Source organism: Marinospirillum perlucidum, assembly GCF_003336805.1.
Taxonomy (GTDB): Bacteria; Pseudomonadota; Gammaproteobacteria; order Pseudomonadales; family Halomonadaceae; genus Marinospirillum; species Marinospirillum perlucidum.
Genome location: NZ_QFWJ01000008.1, coordinates 1 through 22185, shown reverse-complemented (window position 1 = coordinate 22185; position 22185 = coordinate 1). Strand labels below are relative to the sequence as shown.

Annotated in this window: 24 protein-coding genes; 7 read left to right on the top strand and 17 right to left on the bottom strand. The window is 52.2% G+C overall.

Annotated elements, in window-relative coordinates; all coding sequences use genetic code 11:
* Positions 1-123: 123 nt before the first annotated feature.
* From fabG to DFK18_RS10500, 4 genes are all read right to left on the bottom strand, one after another.
* Positions 124-888: a 3-oxoacyl-ACP reductase FabG gene (gene fabG, locus DFK18_RS10515; RefSeq protein WP_114418218.1), complete on the bottom strand. Its 765-nt coding sequence runs from the start codon at positions 886-888 to the stop codon at positions 124-126.
* An 18-nt stretch (positions 889-906) separates the two neighbouring features.
* Positions 907-1866 (bottom strand): ACP S-malonyltransferase, encoded by a 960-nt coding sequence (gene fabD / locus DFK18_RS10510; protein ID WP_114418217.1) that lies wholly within the window; start codon positions 1864-1866, stop codon positions 907-909.
* A gap of 86 nt (positions 1867-1952) precedes the next feature.
* The gene (locus DFK18_RS10505; RefSeq protein WP_114418216.1) at positions 1953-2288 is read right to left on the bottom strand and encodes a hypothetical protein; all 336 of its coding nucleotides are present in this window, start codon (positions 2286-2288) and stop codon (positions 1953-1955) included.
* Positions 2289-2327: 39 nt separating this feature from the next.
* The gene (locus DFK18_RS10500; protein WP_114418215.1) at positions 2328-3053 is read right to left on the bottom strand and encodes a pseudouridine synthase; all 726 of its coding nucleotides are present in this window, start codon (positions 3051-3053) and stop codon (positions 2328-2330) included.
* 53 nt (positions 3054-3106) lie between these two features.
* Here DFK18_RS10500 and hisC point away from each other — a divergent pair, with 53 nt between their 5' ends.
* A complete protein-coding gene (gene hisC, locus DFK18_RS10495) occupies positions 3107-4168 on the top strand; it encodes a histidinol-phosphate transaminase (RefSeq protein WP_114418214.1) in 1062 nt (353 codons plus the stop codon).
* A 158-nt stretch (positions 4169-4326) separates the two neighbouring features.
* Positions 4327-5679, top strand: a complete 1353-nt coding sequence (gene gdhA / locus DFK18_RS10490) for an NADP-specific glutamate dehydrogenase (RefSeq protein ID WP_114418213.1) — start codon at positions 4327-4329, stop codon at positions 5677-5679.
* Between the two features lie 54 nt (positions 5680-5733).
* On the opposite strand, the gene DFK18_RS10485 is transcribed toward gdhA, so the two are convergent.
* The 3 genes from DFK18_RS10485 to DFK18_RS10475 all read right to left on the bottom strand — a co-directional run bounded on the left by DFK18_RS10485 (position 5734) and on the right by DFK18_RS10475 (position 8652).
* Positions 5734-7368: a methyl-accepting chemotaxis protein gene (locus tag DFK18_RS10485; RefSeq protein WP_114418212.1), complete on the bottom strand. Its 1635-nt coding sequence runs from the start codon at positions 7366-7368 to the stop codon at positions 5734-5736.
* Positions 7369-7481: 113 nt separating this feature from the next.
* Positions 7482-8123 (bottom strand): peptide-methionine (S)-S-oxide reductase MsrA, encoded by a 642-nt coding sequence (gene msrA / locus DFK18_RS10480; protein ID WP_114418211.1) that lies wholly within the window; start codon positions 8121-8123, stop codon positions 7482-7484.
* A 13-nt stretch (positions 8124-8136) separates the two neighbouring features.
* The gene (locus DFK18_RS10475; RefSeq protein WP_162299763.1) at positions 8137-8652 is read right to left on the bottom strand and encodes a hypothetical protein; all 516 of its coding nucleotides are present in this window, start codon (positions 8650-8652) and stop codon (positions 8137-8139) included.
* Positions 8653-8771: 119 nt separating this feature from the next.
* Between DFK18_RS10475 and DFK18_RS10470 the strand changes: the two genes are divergently transcribed.
* On the top strand, positions 8772-9221 hold the full coding sequence (locus tag DFK18_RS10470; RefSeq protein ID WP_114418209.1) for a universal stress protein: 450 nt from the start codon (positions 8772-8774) through the stop codon (positions 9219-9221).
* Positions 9222-9269: 48 nt separating this feature from the next.
* On the opposite strand, the gene DFK18_RS10465 is transcribed toward DFK18_RS10470, so the two are convergent.
* Positions 9270-9560, bottom strand: coding sequence for an antibiotic biosynthesis monooxygenase family protein (locus DFK18_RS10465; protein WP_245944366.1), 291 nt, complete (start codon positions 9558-9560; stop codon positions 9270-9272).
* 91 nt (positions 9561-9651) lie between these two features.
* Between DFK18_RS10465 and tusA the strand changes: the two genes are divergently transcribed.
* The gene (gene tusA, locus DFK18_RS10460) at positions 9652-9906 is read left to right on the top strand and encodes a sulfurtransferase TusA (RefSeq protein WP_425451596.1); all 255 of its coding nucleotides are present in this window, start codon (positions 9652-9654) and stop codon (positions 9904-9906) included.
* Between the two features lie 15 nt (positions 9907-9921).
* Here the strand turns inward: tusA and DFK18_RS10455 are convergent, their stop codons facing one another.
* On the bottom strand, positions 9922-11079 hold the full coding sequence (locus DFK18_RS10455) for an EAL and HDOD domain-containing protein (RefSeq protein WP_218563944.1): 1158 nt from the start codon (positions 11077-11079) through the stop codon (positions 9922-9924).
* A gap of 325 nt (positions 11080-11404) precedes the next feature.
* Between DFK18_RS10455 and DFK18_RS10450 the strand changes: the two genes are divergently transcribed.
* Entirely contained in the window at positions 11405-12568 is a 1164-nt protein-coding gene (locus DFK18_RS10450; RefSeq protein WP_114418206.1) for an HD-GYP domain-containing protein, read from the top strand.
* Here the strand turns inward: DFK18_RS10450 and DFK18_RS10445 are convergent.
* The 4 genes from DFK18_RS10445 to DFK18_RS10430 all read right to left on the bottom strand — a co-directional run bounded on the left by DFK18_RS10445 (position 12565) and on the right by DFK18_RS10430 (position 16859).
* Positions 12565-13692, bottom strand: a complete 1128-nt coding sequence (locus DFK18_RS10445) for a PQQ-dependent sugar dehydrogenase (protein WP_114418205.1) — start codon at positions 13690-13692, stop codon at positions 12565-12567. The genes DFK18_RS10450 and DFK18_RS10445 overlap by 4 nt on opposite strands.
* A 118-nt stretch (positions 13693-13810) precedes the next feature.
* A complete protein-coding gene (gene rpsA / locus DFK18_RS10440; protein WP_114418204.1) occupies positions 13811-15487 on the bottom strand; it encodes a 30S ribosomal protein S1 in 1677 nt (558 codons plus the stop codon).
* Positions 15488-15683: 196 nt separating this feature from the next.
* Positions 15684-16391: a (d)CMP kinase gene (gene cmk, locus DFK18_RS10435; RefSeq protein ID WP_114418203.1), complete on the bottom strand. Its 708-nt coding sequence runs from the start codon at positions 16389-16391 to the stop codon at positions 15684-15686.
* Between the two features lie 54 nt (positions 16392-16445).
* A complete protein-coding gene (locus tag DFK18_RS10430) occupies positions 16446-16859 on the bottom strand; it encodes an acyl-CoA thioesterase (RefSeq protein ID WP_114418202.1) in 414 nt (137 codons plus the stop codon).
* A gap of 155 nt (positions 16860-17014) precedes the next feature.
* Here DFK18_RS10430 and DFK18_RS10425 point away from each other — a divergent pair, with 155 nt between their 5' ends.
* On the top strand, positions 17015-17518 hold the full coding sequence (locus tag DFK18_RS10425) for an SIS domain-containing protein (protein WP_114418201.1): 504 nt from the start codon (positions 17015-17017) through the stop codon (positions 17516-17518).
* 14 nt (positions 17519-17532) lie between these two features.
* On the opposite strand, the gene DFK18_RS10420 is transcribed toward DFK18_RS10425, so the two are convergent.
* Positions 17533-18408, bottom strand: a complete 876-nt coding sequence (locus DFK18_RS10420; protein WP_114418200.1) for a fructosamine kinase family protein — start codon at positions 18406-18408, stop codon at positions 17533-17535.
* 135 nt (positions 18409-18543) lie between these two features.
* Between DFK18_RS10420 and DFK18_RS10415 the strand changes: the two genes are divergently transcribed.
* Positions 18544-20163 carry a sensor domain-containing diguanylate cyclase gene (locus DFK18_RS10415; protein WP_114418199.1) on the top strand — a complete coding sequence of 540 codons (1620 nt, stop codon included), beginning with the start codon at positions 18544-18546 and terminating at the stop codon, positions 20161-20163.
* Positions 20164-20267: 104 nt separating this feature from the next.
* Here DFK18_RS10415 and DFK18_RS10410 read toward each other — a convergent pair whose 3' ends face one another.
* The 3 genes from DFK18_RS10410 to DFK18_RS10400 all read right to left on the bottom strand — a co-directional run bounded on the left by DFK18_RS10410 (position 20268) and on the right by DFK18_RS10400 (position 21956).
* Positions 20268-20804: a DUF924 family protein gene (locus DFK18_RS10410; protein ID WP_114418198.1), complete on the bottom strand. Its 537-nt coding sequence runs from the start codon at positions 20802-20804 to the stop codon at positions 20268-20270.
* Between the two features lie 51 nt (positions 20805-20855).
* Entirely contained in the window at positions 20856-21233 is a 378-nt protein-coding gene (locus tag DFK18_RS10405) for a DUF4870 family protein (RefSeq protein ID WP_218563943.1), read from the bottom strand.
* Between the two features lie 99 nt (positions 21234-21332).
* The gene (locus tag DFK18_RS10400) at positions 21333-21956 is read right to left on the bottom strand and encodes a potassium channel family protein (protein WP_114418197.1); all 624 of its coding nucleotides are present in this window, start codon (positions 21954-21956) and stop codon (positions 21333-21335) included.
* Positions 21957-22185: the final 229 nt, after the last annotated feature.

Sequence of the window (22185 nt, the reverse complement as noted above, 5' to 3'; positions counted from 1 at the left end):
CTCCTGGTTAGAGTCTTGCCGTGCATTGTCTAAAATTGCACGCCAGTTTATAAACCGAAGTGGACTCTTGCAACCTAAAATCAGTGATTTTGGTTAAAAAAATCCACTTCGAAGAAAAGGTTTTTACCGCATGTTCATGCCGCCATTAACATGCAGGGTTTCGCCGGTAATATAAGCCGCTGGCTCACTGGCCAGAAAACCCACGGCAGCTGCAATTTCTTCTGGTTTGCCCAGGCGGCCCAGCGGCACCTGCTTGATCAGAAATTCTTTCTGTTCTTCGGGCAGCACCTCGGTCATGTCCGTGGCAATAAAGCCGGGCGCGACCGCATTGACAGTAATATTACGTGAACCCAGTTCACGGGCCAGAGACTTGGTGAAGCCTTCCATACCGGCCTTGGCAGCCGCATAGTTAGCTTGGCCCATATTACCCATGGTAGCAACTACGGAACTGATATTGATAATACGACCCCAGCGAGCCTTGGTCATGGCACGCAGACAGGCCTTGCTCATGCGATAAACAGACTTGAGGTTGGTATCCATTACTGAATCCCACTCCTCTTCCTTCATCCGCATCATGATGTTGTCCTGGGTGATCCCTGCATTGTTGACCAAAATGGTCGGCGCACCCTGCTCATCGGTAATCGTTTTCAGTACCTGGGCAATAGAATCGGCATCGGTCACATTCAGCTGCATGCCCTGGCCTTCAACACCGGCTTCGCGAAGACCTTCCGTAATCTTCTGGGCACCGGATTCGCTGGTAGCAGTACCGATCACGGTCGCTCCGCGACGGCCCAGCTCCACAGCGATAGCCCGGCCAATACCACGACTGGCACCGGTCACCAGAGCTACGCGACCCTGCAGATTTTCTTGTGTCTGTTGTTCAGTCATCTTTGTTCTCGCTTTCTTTTATGCGTTCGCTTCCTGCTGGCCGCGCAACAACTCCAGCGCAGCCATTACCGAGTCAGGATCATTCACGGCCAGGCTCTTGGCTGGCTTGACGATGCGCTTGTTAAGACCGACCAGCACCTTGCCTGGACCACATTCCAGATAGGTATCCACGCCCTGGGCATCCATAAACTCGATGGTTTCAATCCAGCGCACCGGACGGTAAAGCTGAGCAACCAGATTGTCACGCAGCTTGGAGACTTCAGTTTCAGGTGCTGCATTCACATTCTGAATCACAGGCACACGCGGCTTGTTGAGCTGAATGCGATTCAACTCTTCTGCCAGCTTCTCAGCCGCTGGACGCATCAACTCACAATGAGAAGGCACACTGACCGGAAGCGGCATGGCCTTGCGGGCACCGGCAGCCTGACAGGCAGCAATGGCTCTATCAACTGCGGCAACAGAACCGGCAATCACGATCTGGCCGGGGGCATTATAATTGACTGCCTGAACGACTTCACCCTCTGCAGCTTCGGCGCAGGCTTTTTCCACCGCTTCGGCATCCAGACCCAGAATGGCGGCCATGGCACCCTCACCCTGCGGCACTGCAGCCTGCATAAATTCGCCGCGGGCACGAACCAGACGCAAACCATCAGCAAAGTCCAGGGCACCACTGCAAACCAGGGCAGAATATTCACCCAGACTATGACCCGCCACCCAAGCAGGATGAGCGCCTTCCAGTTCTTTCCAGACCCGCCAGACAGCAACACTGGCCGCCAGAAGCGCAGGCTGGGTCTTATCGGTCTGATTCAGCTGATCAGCTGGACCTTCCTGAACCAGTTCCCACAAGTCATAACCCAAAACAGCGGATGCTTCTTCAAAAGTAGCCCGCACAACTGCATACCGTTCTGCCAGTTCAGCAAGCATTCCCAGCTGCTGGGAGCCCTGCCCAGGAAAAACAAATGCCAGGGTAGAAGCCATAAAGTCACCTTGTTCCTATACTCAGCTCAATTATGGGCGCGCATTCTAGCATAGCCCTCACAGAAGGCTATGCCTTTTGTCTACTTTTAAGCAGGTTTTGGTCTCTGACTATCCTTGACATCCATATATTCACGCTGAATCACTGTCTCCAGGGCATTGGTTGCCGCCACCAATTCTTCAAAAATGAAACGCTGATCACGCAATGCCTGAACCTGTTCTACCTGAGGGGCCTCACCTTCGGTGGACTGAGCCAGATCCAAGAGGGTTTTCACATACTGAGCCCTGGCATTGGCCACCATAGTCAAAAGCGGCCCCAGATCGGCAAGGCTCAACTCCGGAACCAAGGGATTGATAACTTCGCGATTGATATCCTTACGGATACGCTCCAATTCGATCAACATGCGGTTTTTCATGGTTTGCATCCTGAAAATCCTGTTCTGTAACCGGCTCGTCCCGGTCAATTATACCCTGGGTGCCTGGGCTGCCCCCTGCACCTCCTCCTCACTCAGATGCCGCCAGCTTCCCGCAGGCAGCGCCTTTTCATCCAGCCAGAGTCCCGCAACTGCTTCGCGGTGTAAACGCACTACCCGGTTTCCCAAGGCTGCAAAAAGCCTGCGAACCAGATGGTAACGGCCTTCCGTCACGGTCAGGCGTACGCGCTGTGGATCCAAAATTTCCAGTTTGGCCGGCTCTGTCGGCTTTTCTTCCCCCTCCAACAGCACCCCCTCTGCCAGGGAAGCAGCCGCTCCTTCCACAAGAGGTTCAGCCAATTCTGCAAAATATACCTTTTCTTTCTGGTAACGGGGTGAGGTAATTTTGTGAAGCCATTGACCATCATCGGTCAAAAGCAGTAAACCTGTAGTCTCGACATCCAGGCGGCCGACCGGGTGAATACTGGCTTTATCCGGCAAATCCAGAAGATCCTGTACCAACGGATGATGACTACTGCGGCTTGTGCACTCATATCCAGCCGGCTTGTTCATCAGCAGATAGCGAGGCCCCCAGCTCTTTAGGCTTTGCTCCAGCCAGACCACTTCATCTTCGGCAGTAAGCTGCACCCCGGGGTTCTTGACCACCTCGCCATTCACACTGACTTCTCCGCGGTGAAGCGCCTTCTTGGCCAGGCTTCGCGTTAATTCAGTCGTACTGGCCAGAAACTTGTCCAAACGTTGAGTTTGTTTTGCCATAAGGTATAAAGTAGCTCTTTATTTTTTCTGAAATTGATTCCCAAGGGTTAAATATGAGCCGTTTCTGGAGCCCGCTGGTTCACCAGCTGACCCCCTATGTACCGGGCGAGCAGCCTAAAATCGAAAACCTGATCAAGCTGAACACCAACGAAAGTCCCTACGGCCCTTCTCCCAGGGTGCTTGAAGCCATCCGCCAGGCAACAAATGCCAGCCTTCGCCTCTACCCTGATCCTCAGGGACTGGAATTAAAGCAGGCTTTGGCCCGCTATTGCCAGTTAGACAGTGAAAATATTTTTGTCGGCAACGGCTCGGATGAAGTCCTGGCTCTGGCTTTCCAGGCTTTCTTTCGCCAACAGAAGGCTCCTTTGATTTTTCCCGACATCACCTATAGCTTCTATCCGGTTTATTGCCAGCTTTACGAAGTGGATTATCAACTCCAGCCGCTGGATGACCAACTCAGTATTCGCCTGGAAGATTATCCCAGCGAAAATGGCGGCATTATTTTCCCCAACCCTAACGCACCCACCGGCAAGGCCCTGGATCTACAAGACCTCACTGCCCTACTGGAAAGAAACCGGGATTCAGTCGTACTGGTGGACGAAGCCTATGTCGATTTTGGCGCTGAGTCAGCCGCCCGCCTGGTCAAGGACTACCCCAATCTCCTGGTCACCCAGACTTTCTCCAAATCCTGGGCCCTGGCTGGCTTGAGAGTTGGTTTTGCCCTGGGCAGCCCGGAACTGATCGAAGGCCTCAACCGGGTCAAGGACAGCTTCAATTCCTACCCTCTGGATCGTCTGGCTCTGGCTGGTGCCCAAGCGGCCCTGGAAGACAGAGACTACTATCAAAACCTCTGCCAAACTCTGATTCAGAGCCGCGAAGAGCTCACCGTGGAACTGGAAAAACTCGACTTCGAGGTACTCCCCTCCAAGGCCAACTTTGTCTTTGCCCGGGTTCCCGAAACAACTTCAGCGCAGCAGCTCGCCCAACAGCTGCGTGACCGGGCACTGCTGGTTCGTTATTTCAACAAACCTCGTATCGACAAGTATCTGAGAATAACGCTTGGCACCCCCGAGCAAAACCAGCAACTGATCACAACCCTCAAGCAAGTTTTATAAACCTGCGCCAGGCGCCCTTTCCGGGCGCCCAATTTGCACCAAAACAGAACACCTCTGGACGCAAACCCTCCCTTCAGCTATATTTTCGCACCTTAAAGATGCATGGATGTACTATATAGGTTCATGCAACCTCCCCATCTTTGCGAAAAGGAGCCTTCATGTCCTACGTTCAGACCACCCTGGATCGTCTTCAAGCAAGCAGTCCCGGACAAAACGAATTCTATCAAGCGGCTCGAGAAGTCCTGGAATCGATTCGCCCTCTCATTGAAAAAGATCCTCTCTATTCCGATCAGAATATCATTGAACGCTTGGTCGAACCGGAAAGACAGCTTCTGTTTCGAGTCACCTGGCAGGATGACCAGAATAGAATCCAGGTCAACAAGGGGTTTCGGATCCAGTTCAATTCAGCGCTTGGCCCCTATAAAGGTGGTTTGAGATTCCACCCCAGCGTCAATGCCGGGATTATCAAATTTTTAGGTTTTGAACAGATTTTCAAAAATGCTCTAACCGGCCTGCCGCTAGGTGGAGGCAAGGGCGGCTCCGACTTCAATCCCAAGGGGCGATCAGATGCCGAAATCATGCGCTTTTGCCAAGCCTACATGAGTGAACTTTATCGACATCTCGGCTCTACCACCGATGTGCCCGCAGGAGATATCGGGGTCGGTGCCAGGGAGATCGGTTACCTCTTCGGTCAATACAAGCGGCTCACGGCCAGCTATGAAGGTGTATTAACCGGTAAAAACATCAACTGGGGCGGATCCCTGGTTCGTAAAGAAGCCACCGGTTATGGCGCAGTCTATTTTGCCGAGAACCTGCTCAATAGTCGCAATGAAAGTCTGGATGGCAAAACCTGCCTGGTTTCCGGCTCGGGCAATGTCGCTCTTTATACGATTGAAAAACTCTACCAACTGGGTGCCCTGCCGGTAACCTGCTCGGATTCCAGAGGCTGTATCTATCATGATCGCGGAATCGATCTGGCCCTGCTCAAGGAAATCAAGGAAGTTCGCCGAGGCTCTTTGGAAGAATATATCCAACAGCATCCCGACGCGCGCTATCTTGCGGTCAAGGATTACCCTCAAAGAGGCCATGCCGTCTGGCATTTCCCTGCCCAGGCCGCCTTTCCTTCAGCAACCCAGAACGAGCTCACAGCTCTTGATGCCAAGGCCCTGATTCAAAATGGCGTTATCTGTGTGTGTGAAGGTGCCAACATGCCTTCCACAGCAGCGGCCATTGACCTGTTTTTGGAAGCCGGACTGGCTTACGGCCCCGGCAAAGCAGCCAATGCAGGCGGAGTTGCCACCAGTCAGCTGGAAATGGCCCAGAACGCCAGCATGACACAGTGGAGTTTTGATGAAGTGGATCAGCGCCTGCAAAAAATCATGCGGGATATCTTTACTCTCAGCCACCAGACAGCGGCCGAATTTGGCCAGGAAAAAAATCTGGTTCTGGGCACCAACATTGCCGGCTTCAGGCGAGTCGCCAATGCCATGATTCAACAGGGAGCCGTCTAGCCAGCAGCCAAGAAAAAGCCCGGCATCAAGCCGGGCCTCGTCAAGAAGACAGCATCATTCCGGGGCGTAACCGACTCGAAAACCGCCCCAGTGCTTGCCACGGATATAAATGGGCACCGAGAGATCGTGAACCACTTCACCGGTATCCCTTTTATAGGTCTGCACCAGCAACTCCTTGGTATTGGAAGCGCAGCGACTGCCTGTGGGGTCCTGAAAGATCCTTTTACTACGGCTTTTAACCAGATCCACATCAGGATCACCCGTGGGGGCATGCGCATAGGCATCATTGTGTGTGGGCACATAGCCGTTACGGTCAAAGGCTATGGCATAGGAGAGACCACCGGGAAAAGCCTTGCGCAAAGGCTCCTGAAGGGGAGGCAGCACCTCATCGGTCAAGCTGTCAAAAGCCGTATGATACTTGGTGGGCTGGGTTCCGGGAATTTCCTGATAGTCAGGGTTGAATAGGCTCTGTTCTGAAAAACGCCCGTCCTGAATCGCTTTTTCCAACAACTCACCAACTTCGTCCGCAGCCTGACGTGCCAATTGATAAGCTTGCTGGTGACGCGAGTCCACCCGCTGCGTAGCCAGATCCGCATTAATGGATTCAGCATTATCCATCAGGCTTTGTGCCTGCCGGGCCAGATCATGCATATCCCGGTTACCCTGGGAAATTTGCTCAGTCAATTCAGTCAGGCTACCGGCAATCTCCTGAACATGATCATGGCTTTCACCCACTGCTGAAGCGATAGAATTAATCTGTTGACCCACTTCGTCAAACTGACCCGCCATGGATTCCATGCGCCCACCGACTTCCTCGACAGCTGCAGCACCGCCGGAAACCTGTTTCATCAGATGGCCGATACTATCCACGACTTCATGGGTACTTTTCTGGATCTCGTGAACGATCTCTTCAACCTGGCGCGTGGATTCCGAAGTACGACTGGCCAGACTACGCACCTCGTCAGCCACCACAGCAAAACCACGACCATGCTCACCGGCACGAGCCGCCTCGATGGCAGCATTCAGGGCCAGGAGGTTAGTCTGCTCAGCGATGCCCTCGATCACCTGAGTCACCTGCTGAATACTGGAGCTTTTTTCGTTGAGCAGCTCTATCAGATCCAGCGCCTTCTCGGAACGGCTGGACAAATCCCGCATATCCGTCATCAAACCGGCCAGGGCATCACGGCTATGAAAGCTATCGTCACGCGCCAGCCCGGCCATCTCCGCGACCTTGTTGGAATTAACTGAAACCTGCTCTATGGCCACCGAAATGGAATCCATGGAAGAAGAAACCGTGGATACCTGATCAGACTGCCAGCTGAGGCGCTTATCCATGGTATCGGCATGATGGGAAACCTCGGCCGTGGAAATCGCTGTCAAGCTGGCTCTTTGTGCCAACTGGCTGGCCATCTGCTTGAGCGAGAGGTAATCCGCCTCTGCGGATGAAAGACCGGCCGTTGAAAGCCCTTGCAGAGCCTGGCCATCTGCGGCATAAATTTGCTCCAGCCCCGAACGACTGGAGGTTCTTTTTTCCTGGGGCTTGCCTGCTGGCCAACTGAGCCCAACACCACCCAGAACAACCAGTCCACTGGCCAACCACGCCAAAGGACCGCTTAGCCCCTGCCACCAGAACAAAGCCAGACCCAGCAGCAAAAACAGCCACCCAAGCAGCTTGAGTGCATTTTTCATCCGCCCACCCCTCTGATACTTTCTTATTATGTTTTCTAAGTCACTGAGTTTAGGCCTAGTGGGTACAACAAAAAAGAGCCGCCCCCTGCAACTTTAGGCTTAGGCACCCACCTTCAGGAAGGAGGCAGAGGACAGGAAAAATTGGCCAGTGCCTGCTCCAGCTTAGGGCGTGCCACGGCTTCGACATAGGGCTGCCCGGGATGCTGACGGACAAAATCCTGATGGTAGTCTTCAGCCGGATAGAAGGCTTCCAGAGCTTCCAGGCGGGTGACCAGAGGCTGGCTCCAGGCCCCTGCAGCCTCCAATTGCTGGATGTAGGCCTGGGCCTGGTGTTTTTCCTGCTCTGTCTGATAAAAAATGACCGAACGGTATTGAGGCCCCCGGTCCGCTCCCTGGCGATCCAGCTGTGTCGGGTTATGAGCCACCGAAAAGAAGACCTGCAAAAGGCGGCCACGAGAGATTTCAACCGGATCATAATCAATGGCCACCACTTCAGCGTGGCCGGTCTGACCGCTACAGACAGCCTCGTAGTTGGCCGTCGAAGCCTCCCCGCCGGCATAACCGGAAACCACCTGCTGAACACCCGGCAGTAGCTGAAAAACAGCCTCGACACACCAGAAACAACCACCCCCCAGGACCAGGCGCTTCCACCCCTGCTGTTGGGACTCACCTTCCGGCTCGGATACGTCCGGCAAAGGGAAAGAAGTCGGGGCCAAGCGTCTTTCGCCCTCGGCTGAAAAAGCAGTCACTGACATGGCTACCTCCCGTTTAAGCTGTATGCGGTTTCTTGCAGTCTAGCTGCAGAAGCTGACGAGCGCCTGCATCCAGTTCTTCCAGCAGCTCGTTGCTGCCTCTTTCTTCCCACCAGAGGCTGAGGGTTGCCGACCCCCATTCCACAGCAAAGCTGTCTTTTGGTAATTGATCCAGCCAGGCATCAAAAGCCTGACGCTGCTCATCCGTCAAAATTGAAGGGCTGCCCTGCATCAGTATCCAGCCGTCCTTCCAATAGGAACTGCGTCCCTGAACTTCATCCAGGCGATCGCTCAACAGACAGATATAGCCAGGCATGATCGGTGCTTCGGGAGCCCGTAACCAACGGTAGGCCGAACCATAGAGCTTGCGACCATCCTGTAACTGAAGAGGCGTCAAGGTGACCTTGATACCCAAAGACCGGGCCAGATCACGTAAACGAATCAATTGCTTTTGCCGCACACTGGGTTTTAACCAGGTAATCGGCGAAAGAACCAACAGGGCCGCCAGAAGGAACCATCCCAATAACTCCACACTCGCCTCACTATAAAAATGTTGAAAAGAAGTTTGAAAGCCAAGACAAAAAGGCCAATTTCAGGCTATAGTCTCATGAAAAGTTTGTTTAGCAAGCCACTGAAAACAGGACGCTATCTATGAGTAACGAATACCAGAACATTCTTGTTGCCATCGACCTTTCCGAAGATTCCCGCCAGGTACTGGAGCGGGCTCAGGAAATTGCTGCGCGCAACCGGCAGGCCAAGGTCTCGGTGGTGCACACCCTGGAGCCACTGGGATTCGCTTATGGCGGTGACATCCCCATGGATTTGACCAGCATCCAGGAACAACTGGACGAACACGCCCACAAGCGCATGGCCGAATTGCTCAAAGACTTTGATATTCCCGAAGAAAACCAGCATGTCCTGGTGGGTATGCCGGACTCGGAAACCCATCGTTTGGCCGAAGAAAACAAGGTTGATCTAATCGTTGTGGGCAGCCATGGCCGTCACGGTCTGCAGCTGCTGCTAGGTTCAGTGTCCAGCGGCGTTCTGCACGGCGCGCCCTGTGATGTCCTGGCTGTACGCGTAGGAAAAGACGACAACTAAGCAGTAGCTGGGTGTCCCGGCCCTGACCGGGACACCTGGTGACTAGCTTTAAATCGGAGACAGCAAAAGTACCTTCTCATCAGTAGCCAGGATACCGGCAATGCCACCCAGCAGCTGCTGACGCTGGGGTGATTTCTCCCATTCACGCCAGGCCGACTCACTTTGCCAATGAGTAATGATGATACGGTGGTTGGGACGATCCAGATCTTTCAGGGACTCCCCGGAAATATAGCCAGGAAATTCCATACAGGCCTGCAACAGCGCCTTGGAGGCCTGCATGTATTCTTCTTCCAGCCCATCCTGCAGATGGCGTTCGATCAATACTTTTATCATCTTCATTCTCCAATTCCTGAAACAACTTGCTCAAGCAGCCTAAATACCTGAAAATTATCGCCAATTTCGTCCCTGTGCAACTATCTTTAAGGCTAAGATGATGACACCCACTTCACCTGCTCCCGAGTATCAGGCACTTCTCGACAGCCGAGGCCTATATTGTCCGGAACCGATCATGCTTTTGCACAAGAAAATGGATGAGATGACTGCAGGAGAAATCCTTCTGGTCAGAGCCACTGACCCGGCCACCACGCGGGATATTCCCAAGTTTTGTCAGTTCCTCCAACACGAACTGGTTCACCAGCAAGAGGATGAACAGGAATACCGCTACTGGATTAAAAAAAGCAATTGAAGGCTTACCTGGGCTTCAATAATCAACCTGCATCATGATTTCATTGGACCAGACTTGGCTGTCCATCCAGGCCTGGTTCAAACGTTCAACCAAACCGGGTGACTTGCCTTCCATACGTGCCTGCTCAAACGCCAGGACCAAAGTCAGCAGCTGCCCCAGCTTACCTTCGCGGTGGAGAATGGCATCCTTGATCTCCTTACTCAGTGGCAACTGATCCATCAGTTCATTCATATCCACGCCCATGAGTAAATCCATCATCGACATCAGGCCCACCATAAAAGCAGTACGCTTATTGATGGCGGACATGCTTTCAGCCAATTTTTCGCACATGGCTGCCCGCGTTAGAGCCTGAGGCAGCAACAAGCGGCTAGCAGGACCGTTATTGGCCAGCATCACGGTGGTAACTATGGTTCTGACCCGGTCAATGCCCAGGGTATTCAAGGCCTGATGGATAGTGGTGATTTCACTACGGCGGCGAAAGGCAGCTGAGTTAACATATTTCAACAGCATAAAGGTCAGCTGCGGATCCTGGGCGATCAGATTCTCCATGGCCGCATAGTTGGGCTCTTCTTCCTGGGCTTCTTTCAGCAAGCGGATCTGAGCACCCTTGTTGTTACCCCGGCCCTTGCGTGAGGTTTCCTCGTGAACTTCGGGCTTGGAATAAAAATAGCCCTGGAAAAATTCGAATCCCTGATCCCGGTAATGCTTGAAGGTTTCCAGGTCCTCCACCTTTTCAGCCAGCAAGCGAATGCCACGTGATTTGTAGAGTTCAATGTCCTCTTCGCGAACCGGTTCGAAAAGATCCACCTTGATGATGGTAGCGACATCCAGGAGAGGCTCGGTCTCCGTAGTCAGAATAAAATCATCCAGTGCCACGTCGTAACCCAGTTGGCGGACTTTTTGGAGGGCCTCCAGAACTTCCGGGTCACCGGTAACACTTTCCAGAACTTCGACCACCACCTGTTCGGGATAGGGAGGCAGGAGCTCCGGCTTAAGCAACCATTCCCGGGGGGCGTTGAAAAAAAGCTTACGATTGCCGATCAGCTTTTCCAGACCCGTTTCATAGAAGGCAACATTGCAGACTCGCGCCGTTGCCTGCATCTGGTCTTCAATTGTAGCGAAGGTAGCTGTGGCATTGGCCCGGTAGAGGAGCTCATCGGCAACATGCCGCATGCGGTGGTCACATATAGGCTGTAATGCAATACAATAGTTGTCTTGACTGGTTGTTTCCTGATCACCCATAGCTACCTAGCCCTATAATATTAAGTCTTCAACATCCTAAAACAGCTTAGCAAACACCTGGTTCTTAGTATATGCAAAACAAATGAATTATTAAGCCATTCCTTAACACAAAATTTCACACTTTTACGTTACTAGCCGCCATACTCAAAGCACCTGACTGCAAGAATAATCTTTGCTCCATTAAAAAGCCACCCAGCTGGGGTCACACGCTTTTACCCGATGAAACATTGAACACCTGCTTGTTCTGAGACACTGAATGCTTGAAAAAATACGCCCCGGAGAACTCACTGTAGGCCGCAAAACCCATTTGGATATCTACACCAAAGGGGGACGCCTGCTTTTGTCCCGTGGCGCCATGATCAGCAGCGAACAGCAAATTGAAATCCTCATGGAAAGAGGGTTGGTCAAACGTGATTACAGTCGTGAAGATCATAGCAGTGAATTCAAACCCTTTCGCTACAGCGCCAACGTCAACCCCTTTCTGGAAATCGAAGAGCTGGAATCCCAACTGGAAACTGCCTTCAAACAGGTTAAGAGTAGCAATTCTGCAGCGCCCGAGGTCTTCTATCGCAAAATCCGCAGCATCTGCAGCCAGGTCCTCGGTCTAGCCGAACGCAGCCCGGAAGCCCTGCTGGGAACGGTTCACTGGCCACGGCATGATGAAATTCCCTACAGCATCCATCACCCTATTCAATGTGCCGTTCTAATTGCGGTCATCTCGCAAAAGCTGAACATCTATGGAGAACAGCTCTTCTCCACGCTAGCCGCCACCCTGACCGCCAATCTGGGCATGCTGCATATTCATGACAAGCTCAATCGGCAAAAAGAACCGCTAACTGACAGCCAGCGCGAGACCATCCACCATCATCCGCAAAGAACCCTGGAAATGCTGGACAGCATGCAAATCAAGGAGCCTCTCTGGCGGCGTGCTGTTCTTCAACACCATGAACGCCTGGATGGTAGCGGCTATCCCCTGGGGATCAAGGGGCAGGATCTGGCCAATGAAGCCAAGCTGGTGGCTCTGGCCGACATTTATGTTGCCCTCATAGGTGCTCGCGAATACCGTGAGCCCATGTCGGTAAAATCAGCCCTGAAACAGCTTTTCAACGAACGTGGCTCTCTGGTCGGGCCGGAACTCACCAAGCTTTTTTTGAATCAGATCGGCATCTACCCCCCGGGCACAGCAGTCAAACTGACTAATGGTGATCTGGCCGTGGTCACCAAACGTGGTGAAAACATCAATACTCCCATCTGCGCTGGCATCAAGGCCATGAGTGGTCAGGCCTATATCCATCCACCACCCCGGGATACCAGTGATCCCCAGTTCAAAATACTGGAGGTGGCCAGCAAGGATATTCTCAAACCCCTGCAGCCCTTCCTCTTCTGGGGCGTTCATGTACGCTCGGCAATAGAACTCTAGTCACCAGGCGTCAGACGCAGCAGGTAGCCATCCTCAGCATCCGCTAGAACCCAGACACTGGCGTCAGGCGCTTCATACAAGGCCCGGATTCTGGCCTTAATGTCTTCGAAGAAGCGCTCTTCACGATTTATTTGCCAGGTATCGCCTTCACGTTCCAGAGGCAGGCGCGTAATCAAACGGGCTTTGAGAGCTCCCACCAGAAGATCCCCCTGCCAACGTGAAAATAGCTCGCCGCGATAGACCACTAATCCTGAAGGAGCAATGGAAGGCGTCCAGTGCCACAGAGGCGGCTCTATGCCTGGCAAATGGGTGTGGGGCGTGATTTCAAAACCGGTATAAGCACGTCCGAAGGTGGTTTTGGGCCAACCGTAGTTGGCTCCAGACTGCAATCGATTGACCTCATCACCGCCTCTAGGACCATGTTCCTGCATCCAGATTTCACCGGTTTGTGAATCCAAAGCCAAGCCCTGAGCATTGCGGGTTCCCCAGGCATAGATTTCCGGCAAGGCAGCTTCCTGACCTACCAGGGGGTTATCTGCAGGCACCTGTCCCTCATCAGTCAGCCGAACAACACTACCAGCAGCGTCCCCGGTATCCTGAGCACGCTCCTTTTCACCCCGGTCGCCTACTGTCATGTAGAGATAGCCCTGACGATCAAACACCAGCCGACCACCGAAATGTCTGCGTGTCCCGCTAGCCGGGAGAGCCGTGTAGAGCACCTCCAGATCATGCAATTGCCGGTTCTGATAACGCGCTCTGGCCAGGCGAGTGGTATAACCCCCCTCCACTTCGGCCACATAGCTGAAATAGAGCCAGGCATTGCTGGCAAAGTTCGGGTGCAGCGCCAAATCCAGCAAGCCGCCCTGACCGCCCACGCTGATCTCCGGCAAACCCCGGATCGCGGTATCCAATAGCTGACCATCACGATAGAGGCGTAAACGTCCGGCACGCTCGCTGATCAGGACCTCGCCTTGCGGCAGAAATACCAGCGACCAGGGATGCTCCAGGCCTTCAGCCAGAATATCCACCTTCAGGGTGTAGTCTTCGGTGGTTACTTGCTGATCAGCCTGCAAAGGTAAACAGAGCAGCAAGCCCAGAGCCATCATCAGAGCAAACTTGCGCATTTTTACATCCTTCAATTGGCGGGAAAGGAGTAACTCTTCGCTTGCAAGCCTAGTGAAGACGAAAAAAAACCGCCACCCGAAGGTGGCGGTTTCTTGGACAAACCGGGAACTTAATAACTTAGTTCTGGTTTTCCATTTGCTGCTTGATCAGGTCACCGATAGTGGTAGGACCGGACTGACCTTCAGTCTGCTGAGCTTCACGCTGAGCAGCCATGGCCTGTTCGGTTTCAACCTTGTCCTTAGCTTTGATGGACAGGTTGATCACACGGTTCTTACGATCAACATTAACGATGCGAGCTTCAACTTCATCGCCTTCTTTCAGTTCGTTACGTGCATCTTCAACACGCTCGGCACTGATTTCGGAGGCTTTGAGGATACCCTGAACTTCTTCGTTCAGAGCAACAACAGCTTCCTTAGGCTCAACGGAAACGACCTGACCCTTAACAATGGAGCCCTTGTCGTTCAGTGCCAGGAACTCGTTGAAAGGATCGCTTTCCAGCTGCTTGATGCCCAGGGAGATGCGCTCACGCTCTGGATCGATCGACAGGATGATGGTTTCAACTTCTTCACCCTTCTTGAACTTGCGAACAGCTTCTTCGCCCGCTTCGTTCCAGGAGATGTCGGACAGGTGAACCAGACCGTCGATGCCGCCGTCCAGGCCAACGAAGATACCAAAGTCGGTGATGGACTTGATGGCACCAGAGATCTTGTCGCCTTTGTTGTACTGGCTGGAGAACTCTTCCCAAGGGTTGGGACGGCACTGTTTGATACCCAGAGAAATACGACGACGCTCTTCGTCGATGTCCAGAATCATGACATCAATTTCGTCGCCCAGGCTAACAACAGACTTAGGATTAACGTTCTTGTTAGTCCAGTCCATTTCAGAAACGTGTACCAGACCTTCAACGCCTTCTTCCAGCTCAGCAAAGCAGCCGTAGTCAGTCAGGTTGGTAACGCGTGCCTTGATGATTGAGTTTTCTGGGTAGCGAGACTTGATGTTGATCCAAGGATCTTCGCCCAGCTGCTTGAGGCCCAGGGAAACACGGTTACGCTCGCGGTCGAACTTGAGTACCTTAACGGTAATCTCGTCGCCCACAGCAACAATCTCGGAAGGATGCTTGATACGCTTCCAGGCCATGTCGGTAATGTGCAGCAGACCGTCAACGCCGCCCAGATCAACGAAGGCACCGTAATCAGTCAGGTTCTTAACAATACCCTGGATTTCCTGACCTTCGGCCAGGTTGGCCAGCAGTTCTTCACGCTCGGCAGAGTTTTCTGCTTCCAGTACAGCGCGGCGGGATACAACCACGTTGTTGCGCTTGGCATCCAGCTTGATAACTTTGAAGTCCAGCTCTTTGTTTTCCAGGTGAGCGGTGTCGCGAACAGGGCGCACGTCAACCAGAGAGCCAGGCAGAAAGGCACGGATGGAGTTAACATCAACAGTAAAGCCACCCTTGACCTTGCCATTGATAATACCCTTGACGATTTCGTTCTTGTCGAAAGCCGCTTCCAGTTCAATCCAGGACTCAGCGCGGCGGGCTTTTTCGCGGGACAGACGGGTTTCACCAAAGCCATCTTCCACAGACTCCAGGGCTACAACCACCTGGTCGCCTTCTTTCAGTTCGTCAGCATTCTCGAACTGGCTGAGGGAGATAACGCCTTCGGACTTGAGTCCGGCGTTAACGGTAACCCAGTCACCATCAATATCCACAACGGTGGCGGTAATGATGGAGCCAGCTTCCATGTTGACTTCTTGCAAGCTTTCTTCAAATAGTTCGGCAAAGGATTCGGTCATGAAATTGTCTACTCAAGTTTTATGTCAAAAAATGCGGCTGATTTGCCGCCCTCCGCGCCACCAACAAACGCGGGCCTGGTCTTTTCCATTCAGAGGCGTTAACGCTGGTTAAGCCTGATGAGATTTTCAAAGGGGATCTCAGCAAACTGTGACGCTACTCTGAATGACCTCCGTACTGCTCGACTTGAAAAGCATCTCAGGCGGAGGATGCCTGAGATATCAAGCCTCGGCTTTTTGCTTCAGCAAGAATTAAGTCGACGACTTCTGCAATGCTTAGCGACGTGGTATCCACTTCAACAGCATCCTCTGCAGGCCGCAGCGGGGCTGTCTTGCGGTTCATGTCACGCGCATCACGCTCCAGAATGTCTTTTTTAAGGTCCAATAGACTAGCAGTTACGCCCTTGTCACGCAACTGTTCCTGACGTCTACGTGCCCGTTCATCGGCACTGGCCGTCAGATAGATTTTCAGGGGTGCCTCAGGAAAAACCACCGTTCCCATATCGCGCCCATCACAGACCAGTCCTGGCGTATCCTGGAAGGCGCGCTGACGGGCCAGGAGCGCTTCGCGAACACTGGGCAAGGCAGCCACCTGGGAGGCCAGACCACCTACCCGCTCAGTTCTTAATTCCTGACTAACATCCTCGCCTTCGAGCACTACCTGGACCAGCTCCTCTTTGGAGACCAGAAACTGCACATCAAGATGCTCGGCCAGAACTGCCAGAGACGCTTCATTATCCAGTTCGACGCCATGGTTATCGGCCGCCAGGCCCACCAGGCGGTAAAGCGCCCCTGAATCCAGAAGATGCCAGCCCAACTGCTTGGCCAACAGCATGCTAACGGTTCCCTTGCCCGCTCCTCCGGGGCCATCCAGAGTGATCACCGGCACGGTGTTTTCAGCAACCATAACAACTCCCTCAAGTTTTGCAGCGGCATTATACGCCTTTTATCTGCAAAAGCATCAGGCATCCTTTTTTTGCCATTGTTCCAGAACTTCTCTCAGCTCACCCTCCAGCGGCACCGCTTTCTGGGCTTTCTGATCAGTCACGACAAAAGTGACATCGGCATCAGCCACCAGGGTTTCTGTTCCCTTCAGGACCACATCCTGGTGCATGACCGCACTTTTGTTACCCAGGCGAGCCAGGGAAGTGAGGATTTCGATTTCCTCATTCACATAAGCCCCGCGGCGATAGTTGATATTAATATTCACGACCGCCAGGCCCAGGCCAGAACCGGTGAAAGAGGAAACATCCACCTGCTGTTCGAGAAAGTCCCAGCGAGCTTCCTCCAGAAACTCCAGATAGCGGGCATTGTTAACATGGCCGTAAAGATCCAGGTGATAGCCACGAATTTTAATGGGGGTTCGGGTCAACATAGAGCATCCTCTCAAATAAAAACGCCTGCCAGTCTAAAACACTTGCACCCAGATTCATACGCTTGTTTGTATTTGCTGCTGCTATGTGCTTGCTATGCCATGTCCCTTGAATTAGGATGAATTCAAATAAATAAACTTACATTCTGTAACGGCATATGCATCTTGATTTAATCAAAAAAGAATTAGCAGCAGAGCAGGAAGCCTTGTCCCAGATTGCTGGCCAAGTAAACCAGGACATGGAAGACTTCCTGGCTACCCTGATGCAATGCCGTGGGCGCATCGTGATTTGTGCTCAGGATCAAAATCGTGAAGCCGGCCGCAAAACCTTTTCCGCCCTGACACAGGCAGATACGCCCTGTATTTTTGTCTACAACGATGAAACCTTTGCGCCCGATGTCGAGCTGGTTTTCCCTGAAGACACACTGCTATTGCTGTCACTGGAAGGAGACAGTGATACCCATCAGCACCTACTCCGGTTTGTTCATGAGCAGCGTTGTAAGCTGGCAGCCATTACCAGCGACCCTGAATCACCTGCCGCCAAGGTTGCTCACAGTCACTTGACGGCCACTTCACCAGCCACCCTGGGCACTCTGGGCTATCTTCTCGCCAGGGCCTTCAATCAGGCCAGAGAGCTCAAGACTTCAGCCGATCAAGCCTGACACTCCGCCCCCAACTAACGAATTTCTGCAAGTAGAGAAAGCGCTGTACCCTTTGCCTGGCCCACGTAACCACTACCAAACATATTAAAATGATTGAGCAGGTGATAGAGATTATATAACTGCTTGCGTACCGAATAGCCTGGGTCCAAAGGCCAGACTTCCTGATAAGCGGCATAAAAATCGGGGCCAGGTCCGCCAAAGAGTTCCGTCATAGCCAGATCCACTTCACGATCACCGTAATAGGCTGCGGGATCATAGATAACGCTCCGCCCCTGAGGATCACTGGCCCAGTTTCCACTCCACAAATCACCATGCACTAATGAAGGACGCGGTTGATACTGGGTGAAAAAGGCATCCAGGCCTTGCTGCAGTTCTTCCACGGCAGCCAACAGCTGACCAGGAGCTCCGTTTTCCCGGGCCAGTTGAAGCTGGTAACCCAGGCGCTCTTCTCTCCAGAAATCAACCCAGTCCGTTCGCCAGCGATTCTTTTGTGGGCTGGAGCCGATCCAGTTGTCTTCGGGCCAACCAAAGGAATTGCCACTCTTTATGTGCAGTTGAGCAAGGGAATACCCCAATTCCACCGGGTTCTGAAGAGGCTGCAAATCAAGATATTCCAAAATCAGGCAGGCCTGATCGCCTTTCACTAGCTGCCCCAGGACCTCAGGGACACGTGGACCCTTCGCCTCGGCCAGCAGCTGCAAGCCCCGCGCCTCGGCAGCAAATCTTTTTGCCTGCCCCTTGCGTCCTAATTTAATAAAAATCCGCCGCCCATCCCGAAACTGCCAATAACCGGTTTCATCAACACAGCCGCCGGATAAACTATGCCATCGGCCCTCGCAAGTATCCCTTTTAAGGAAGGCAGCAATAAGTTCATTGAGATTCCCAGGCATTAACCCTCCTACTCTTAAGCCCCACTGGTGAACAAAAAACCCGTCGCTTCAGTTACTTGACTTTACAAGACCGGCCAAGCAAGCTGATTGAACGGCGTTCACCCAGCATTGAGCTTTCTTACTTCAGGTTATTTGATGTCTCCCAAAAACCTTCTTTTTTTGACTGCTAGCCTCTTCCTCGCTTTGCTGGACATTACTTTTGTTGTTTATAACAACCAACGGGCAGAAGAAAGCTTTCAACACGTTATCCAAGAAGAAGGCGAAAACCTGCACCGAGACTATGAAGCAACCAAAGCACAAACCCTAGACAACCTTTTATTTGTAGCCACCTATATTTCTAGAGATGAGCAGGTTCAACTACTTTTTGAGCAGGCAACAAGAGCTGTAGAAGAGGAAGGCGGTGGTCCAGGCGGCCCCCGTGCCGCCGAGCTGCGGCAACAATTATTAGCCGAAGTTCAAAGCAGCTGGCAAGAAGTGCAGAAAACCTTCGATGCCAGACAGCTGCACTTTCACCTACCTCCAGGCTCTACCAGCTTCCTTCGAGTACACAAGCCGGAAAAATTTGGCGACAACATGGACAACCTGCGCCATATTATTGTGGCCACTAATCAGGATCAAACCCCAAGAACCGGCTTTGAAACAGGAAGAGTCTATTCAGGTTTAAGAGGTGTAGTGCCCGTTTTTGCCCCAGAAACCTCACCTGAAGGACCTCGACATCTGGGAGCTCTAGAGGTTGGCACCTCCTTTGAAGAAATAATCAAGCTTTTCCAGCAACAGTACCAGATTCATGGTGGCGTGATCCTGACCCCTACCCATATCACGGAAAAAATGTGGCCGGATTATGTTGAAGAACGCTTTGGCAGTGATCTTCTCAGCTGCCAATGCGGGATAGAGTCCAAATCAAGTGATTTCTTCCCTGAACTGATCATGCTAATGCAAGAAAAAGAACTTGCTTTCTTCACCTCAGGTACCCGGACACTAGAAAGTGGGGAAACCCACTATGCGGTAACCCGCATACCTCTCTATGATTATCAGGCCTCCCAAAGCAGCCAGTTAGGACCGGCAGGCAGCGTCATCTTCTGGAGGGACATTACTGCTGATGTTCGAGCACTTGAATCAACTTTAAGATTCAATATCCTTTTGGGGCTCCTGGGCTTTCTCTTTATCGAACTGCTTCTGTTTCTTGGATTACGCTTATCCCTGCAGCACTTGGAGAAAGAAGTAGAACGTAAAACCCTAGAACTTCGTCAAAAAAACCTACATCTGCATAAAATATCCATTACAGACCCTTTAACGGGCCTCTACAATCGCAACGCTATCAGTAAAAATATTGAGGAAGGTATCCAGCAGCATCAAAAACACGGCCAGCCTCTGTCCCTTTTACTTCTGGATATCGATCATTTCAAAACCATCAACGACACCTATGGTCACCCAGCAGGGGATCAGGTGCTTATTACCCTGGCCCAGCTTCTACGCAGCAATCTGCGTGAAACCGACTGCCCCGGCCGTTGGGGTGGAGAGGAATTTTTACTGGTCTGCGCCAACACCCGCCTGGATCAGGCCTGTAAAATGGCCGAAAAAATTCATCACTGCCTGAACACAACCGACTTTCCCGGCGTAGGTAAGGTGACAGCCAGCTTCGGTGTTGTTAGTCACCAACTGGAAGAAGACGCCAGCCAGCTCATTACACGCTGCGACCAAGCGCTATATCAAGCCAAAGAAAACGGGCGCAACCAGGTAGTTGCAAAGGAATAATCATTTGCGGCCATCCCTCTTGGTAACCAAGAAACCTCTGATTAACTATTGCGCTGCGACCCACATCCATATGGGGCGCAGCGCAGCGGTTAATTAGAGGCTCCTTAAAAAGAAGAGCCGGGTTGCTTCAGAAACTCTACTTCCTCGGGAGTGGATTCACGCCCAAGAATCGCATTGCGGTGCGGATAGCGCCCAAAGCGGTCGATAATGACCTTGTGCTTTAATTCAAATTCATAGGAATGTTCGGAGGCATAATCCCGAAACAGGATTTCAGCCTGCTGGTGAATTTTCGCGGATTCACTGTGCATCCAGGGCATCAATAAAAAATTACGTTCTTCTTGCGACAAGTGTTTAAGCGCATTGGCTGCAATCGCCTCCTGGGATAAAACCAGGGCCAAAGCATCCTGGCTAAAAGCGCGGGGCGTATTACGAAAAATATTGCGGGAAAACTGGTCCAGCAAGAGAATCTCGGCCAGCCGCCCGCGCGAATCACCTCGCCAGGCGGCCAACTCACCGGCAGCAGCAGCCCGAAGAAGCGGAAGAAAACGCTCACGCAACTGCTGATCCAGGTCGTGATCCACCTTCCACCACTGACTGGGCTCCAACTGATCAAACCAGAATTCAAGAACCGACTCGGGCACGCGACCTCCCCTGACTTTGCAGCTGTTTAGAAACAGCCACTAAGCCTTCTATTAAAATTCAACATACATGGGCTTATTTTCAGTCAATCTTAACCAGCCCTTGACGATGCGATAGATCACCCAGATGGTGTTGACCAGAAAAACCAGATAACCGATCAAAACAAAACTCAGGACGATCCCGACCAGTACCCAAAGTAGCGAGAACCAGAAGGTTCTAATCTGCCAACGAAAATGGGTTTCCAGCCAGGTTCCCCTAACTTCGGAAGCCTTTACATAGTTGATAATCACGGCCACAACAAAAGTAAAGCCCACCAGAAAAGAGGCTGCTTGCAATGCATAGACCGCCAGGGTGATGGTTTTCATGGAATAACCGCCCGATGTGGGCAGCTCATCCGTGGTCTTAGAGGGTGAATGAGGTTCGTTCTGCATGACTGGCTCCTGAAATATTCTGCTATTCAGCTGGTTAGGACTCCCTGGAGGCCTTCCTGTTCCCTGGAGTTACCTTTATCAAAGGGTAATACCGCAACCCTAGATGGCAGTGCGGCGATTAAGATTACTATAAACCGTAAAGCAAACCACCAGCAGGATAAACCCGCAAAAAACCTCGTAAACAGTCAAGAGTTGCAGGGCCCAGTGAGCCGGTGCCAGGTCCCCGTAACCCAGGGTGGTAATGGTGACACCGCTGAAATAGAGGCTCTCTAACAGACTGCCGGGTGGCCGGGTTTCCCAAAAGGCCGCCTGAGCAGGAAAGAGGGAATAAATCAGGGCAAAATTGATGACCAGCTCCAGATAGCTTTTCAAGGACAAGGCCACCCTTTGCCGTGGAGTCAACCAACTACTGCTTTTCTGGGCGGCATCCAGCTTGTCAAAAGCATCCATCAAAAAAGCCCAGAAGATCTCATTGCAGCGGGACAAAAGAAAATACCCCCAAAGGAAGACGACAATCAGTGGTAATGCCTGATGCAAGCGAACCCAAGGCTGCCAAGCCCCCCAAGCCTGAAAAGCCAGCACCAGGACCATGGAAGCAACAGCAATCGACAAATAAACTGAATTCAGGGTTTTAATAACCCGAGTCCGGTCACAGCCTTTTTTAAAACGATCAGCCAGCAACCAGGTCGGTGACAGCAGGCAAAATATTTTCATCCAGCGCATGCAGGGTCTCCTTTTTAAAACCAGCCTGAAACACCCCGGATTTCTTTGCAAGACCGGTTGAAAGAAGTCACCAGCATCACCACTAAGTAGCTATATGTCAGATTCCGGATGATCAAATCTCATTGAGGAGTTATCCTTTGCTTGCTGCAAAGGGTCTCCTTCAGCAGATCATTCAGGAGCGTATTCATGAACATCAAACTGCATAAACAGGCCACCACTACACCCAGGA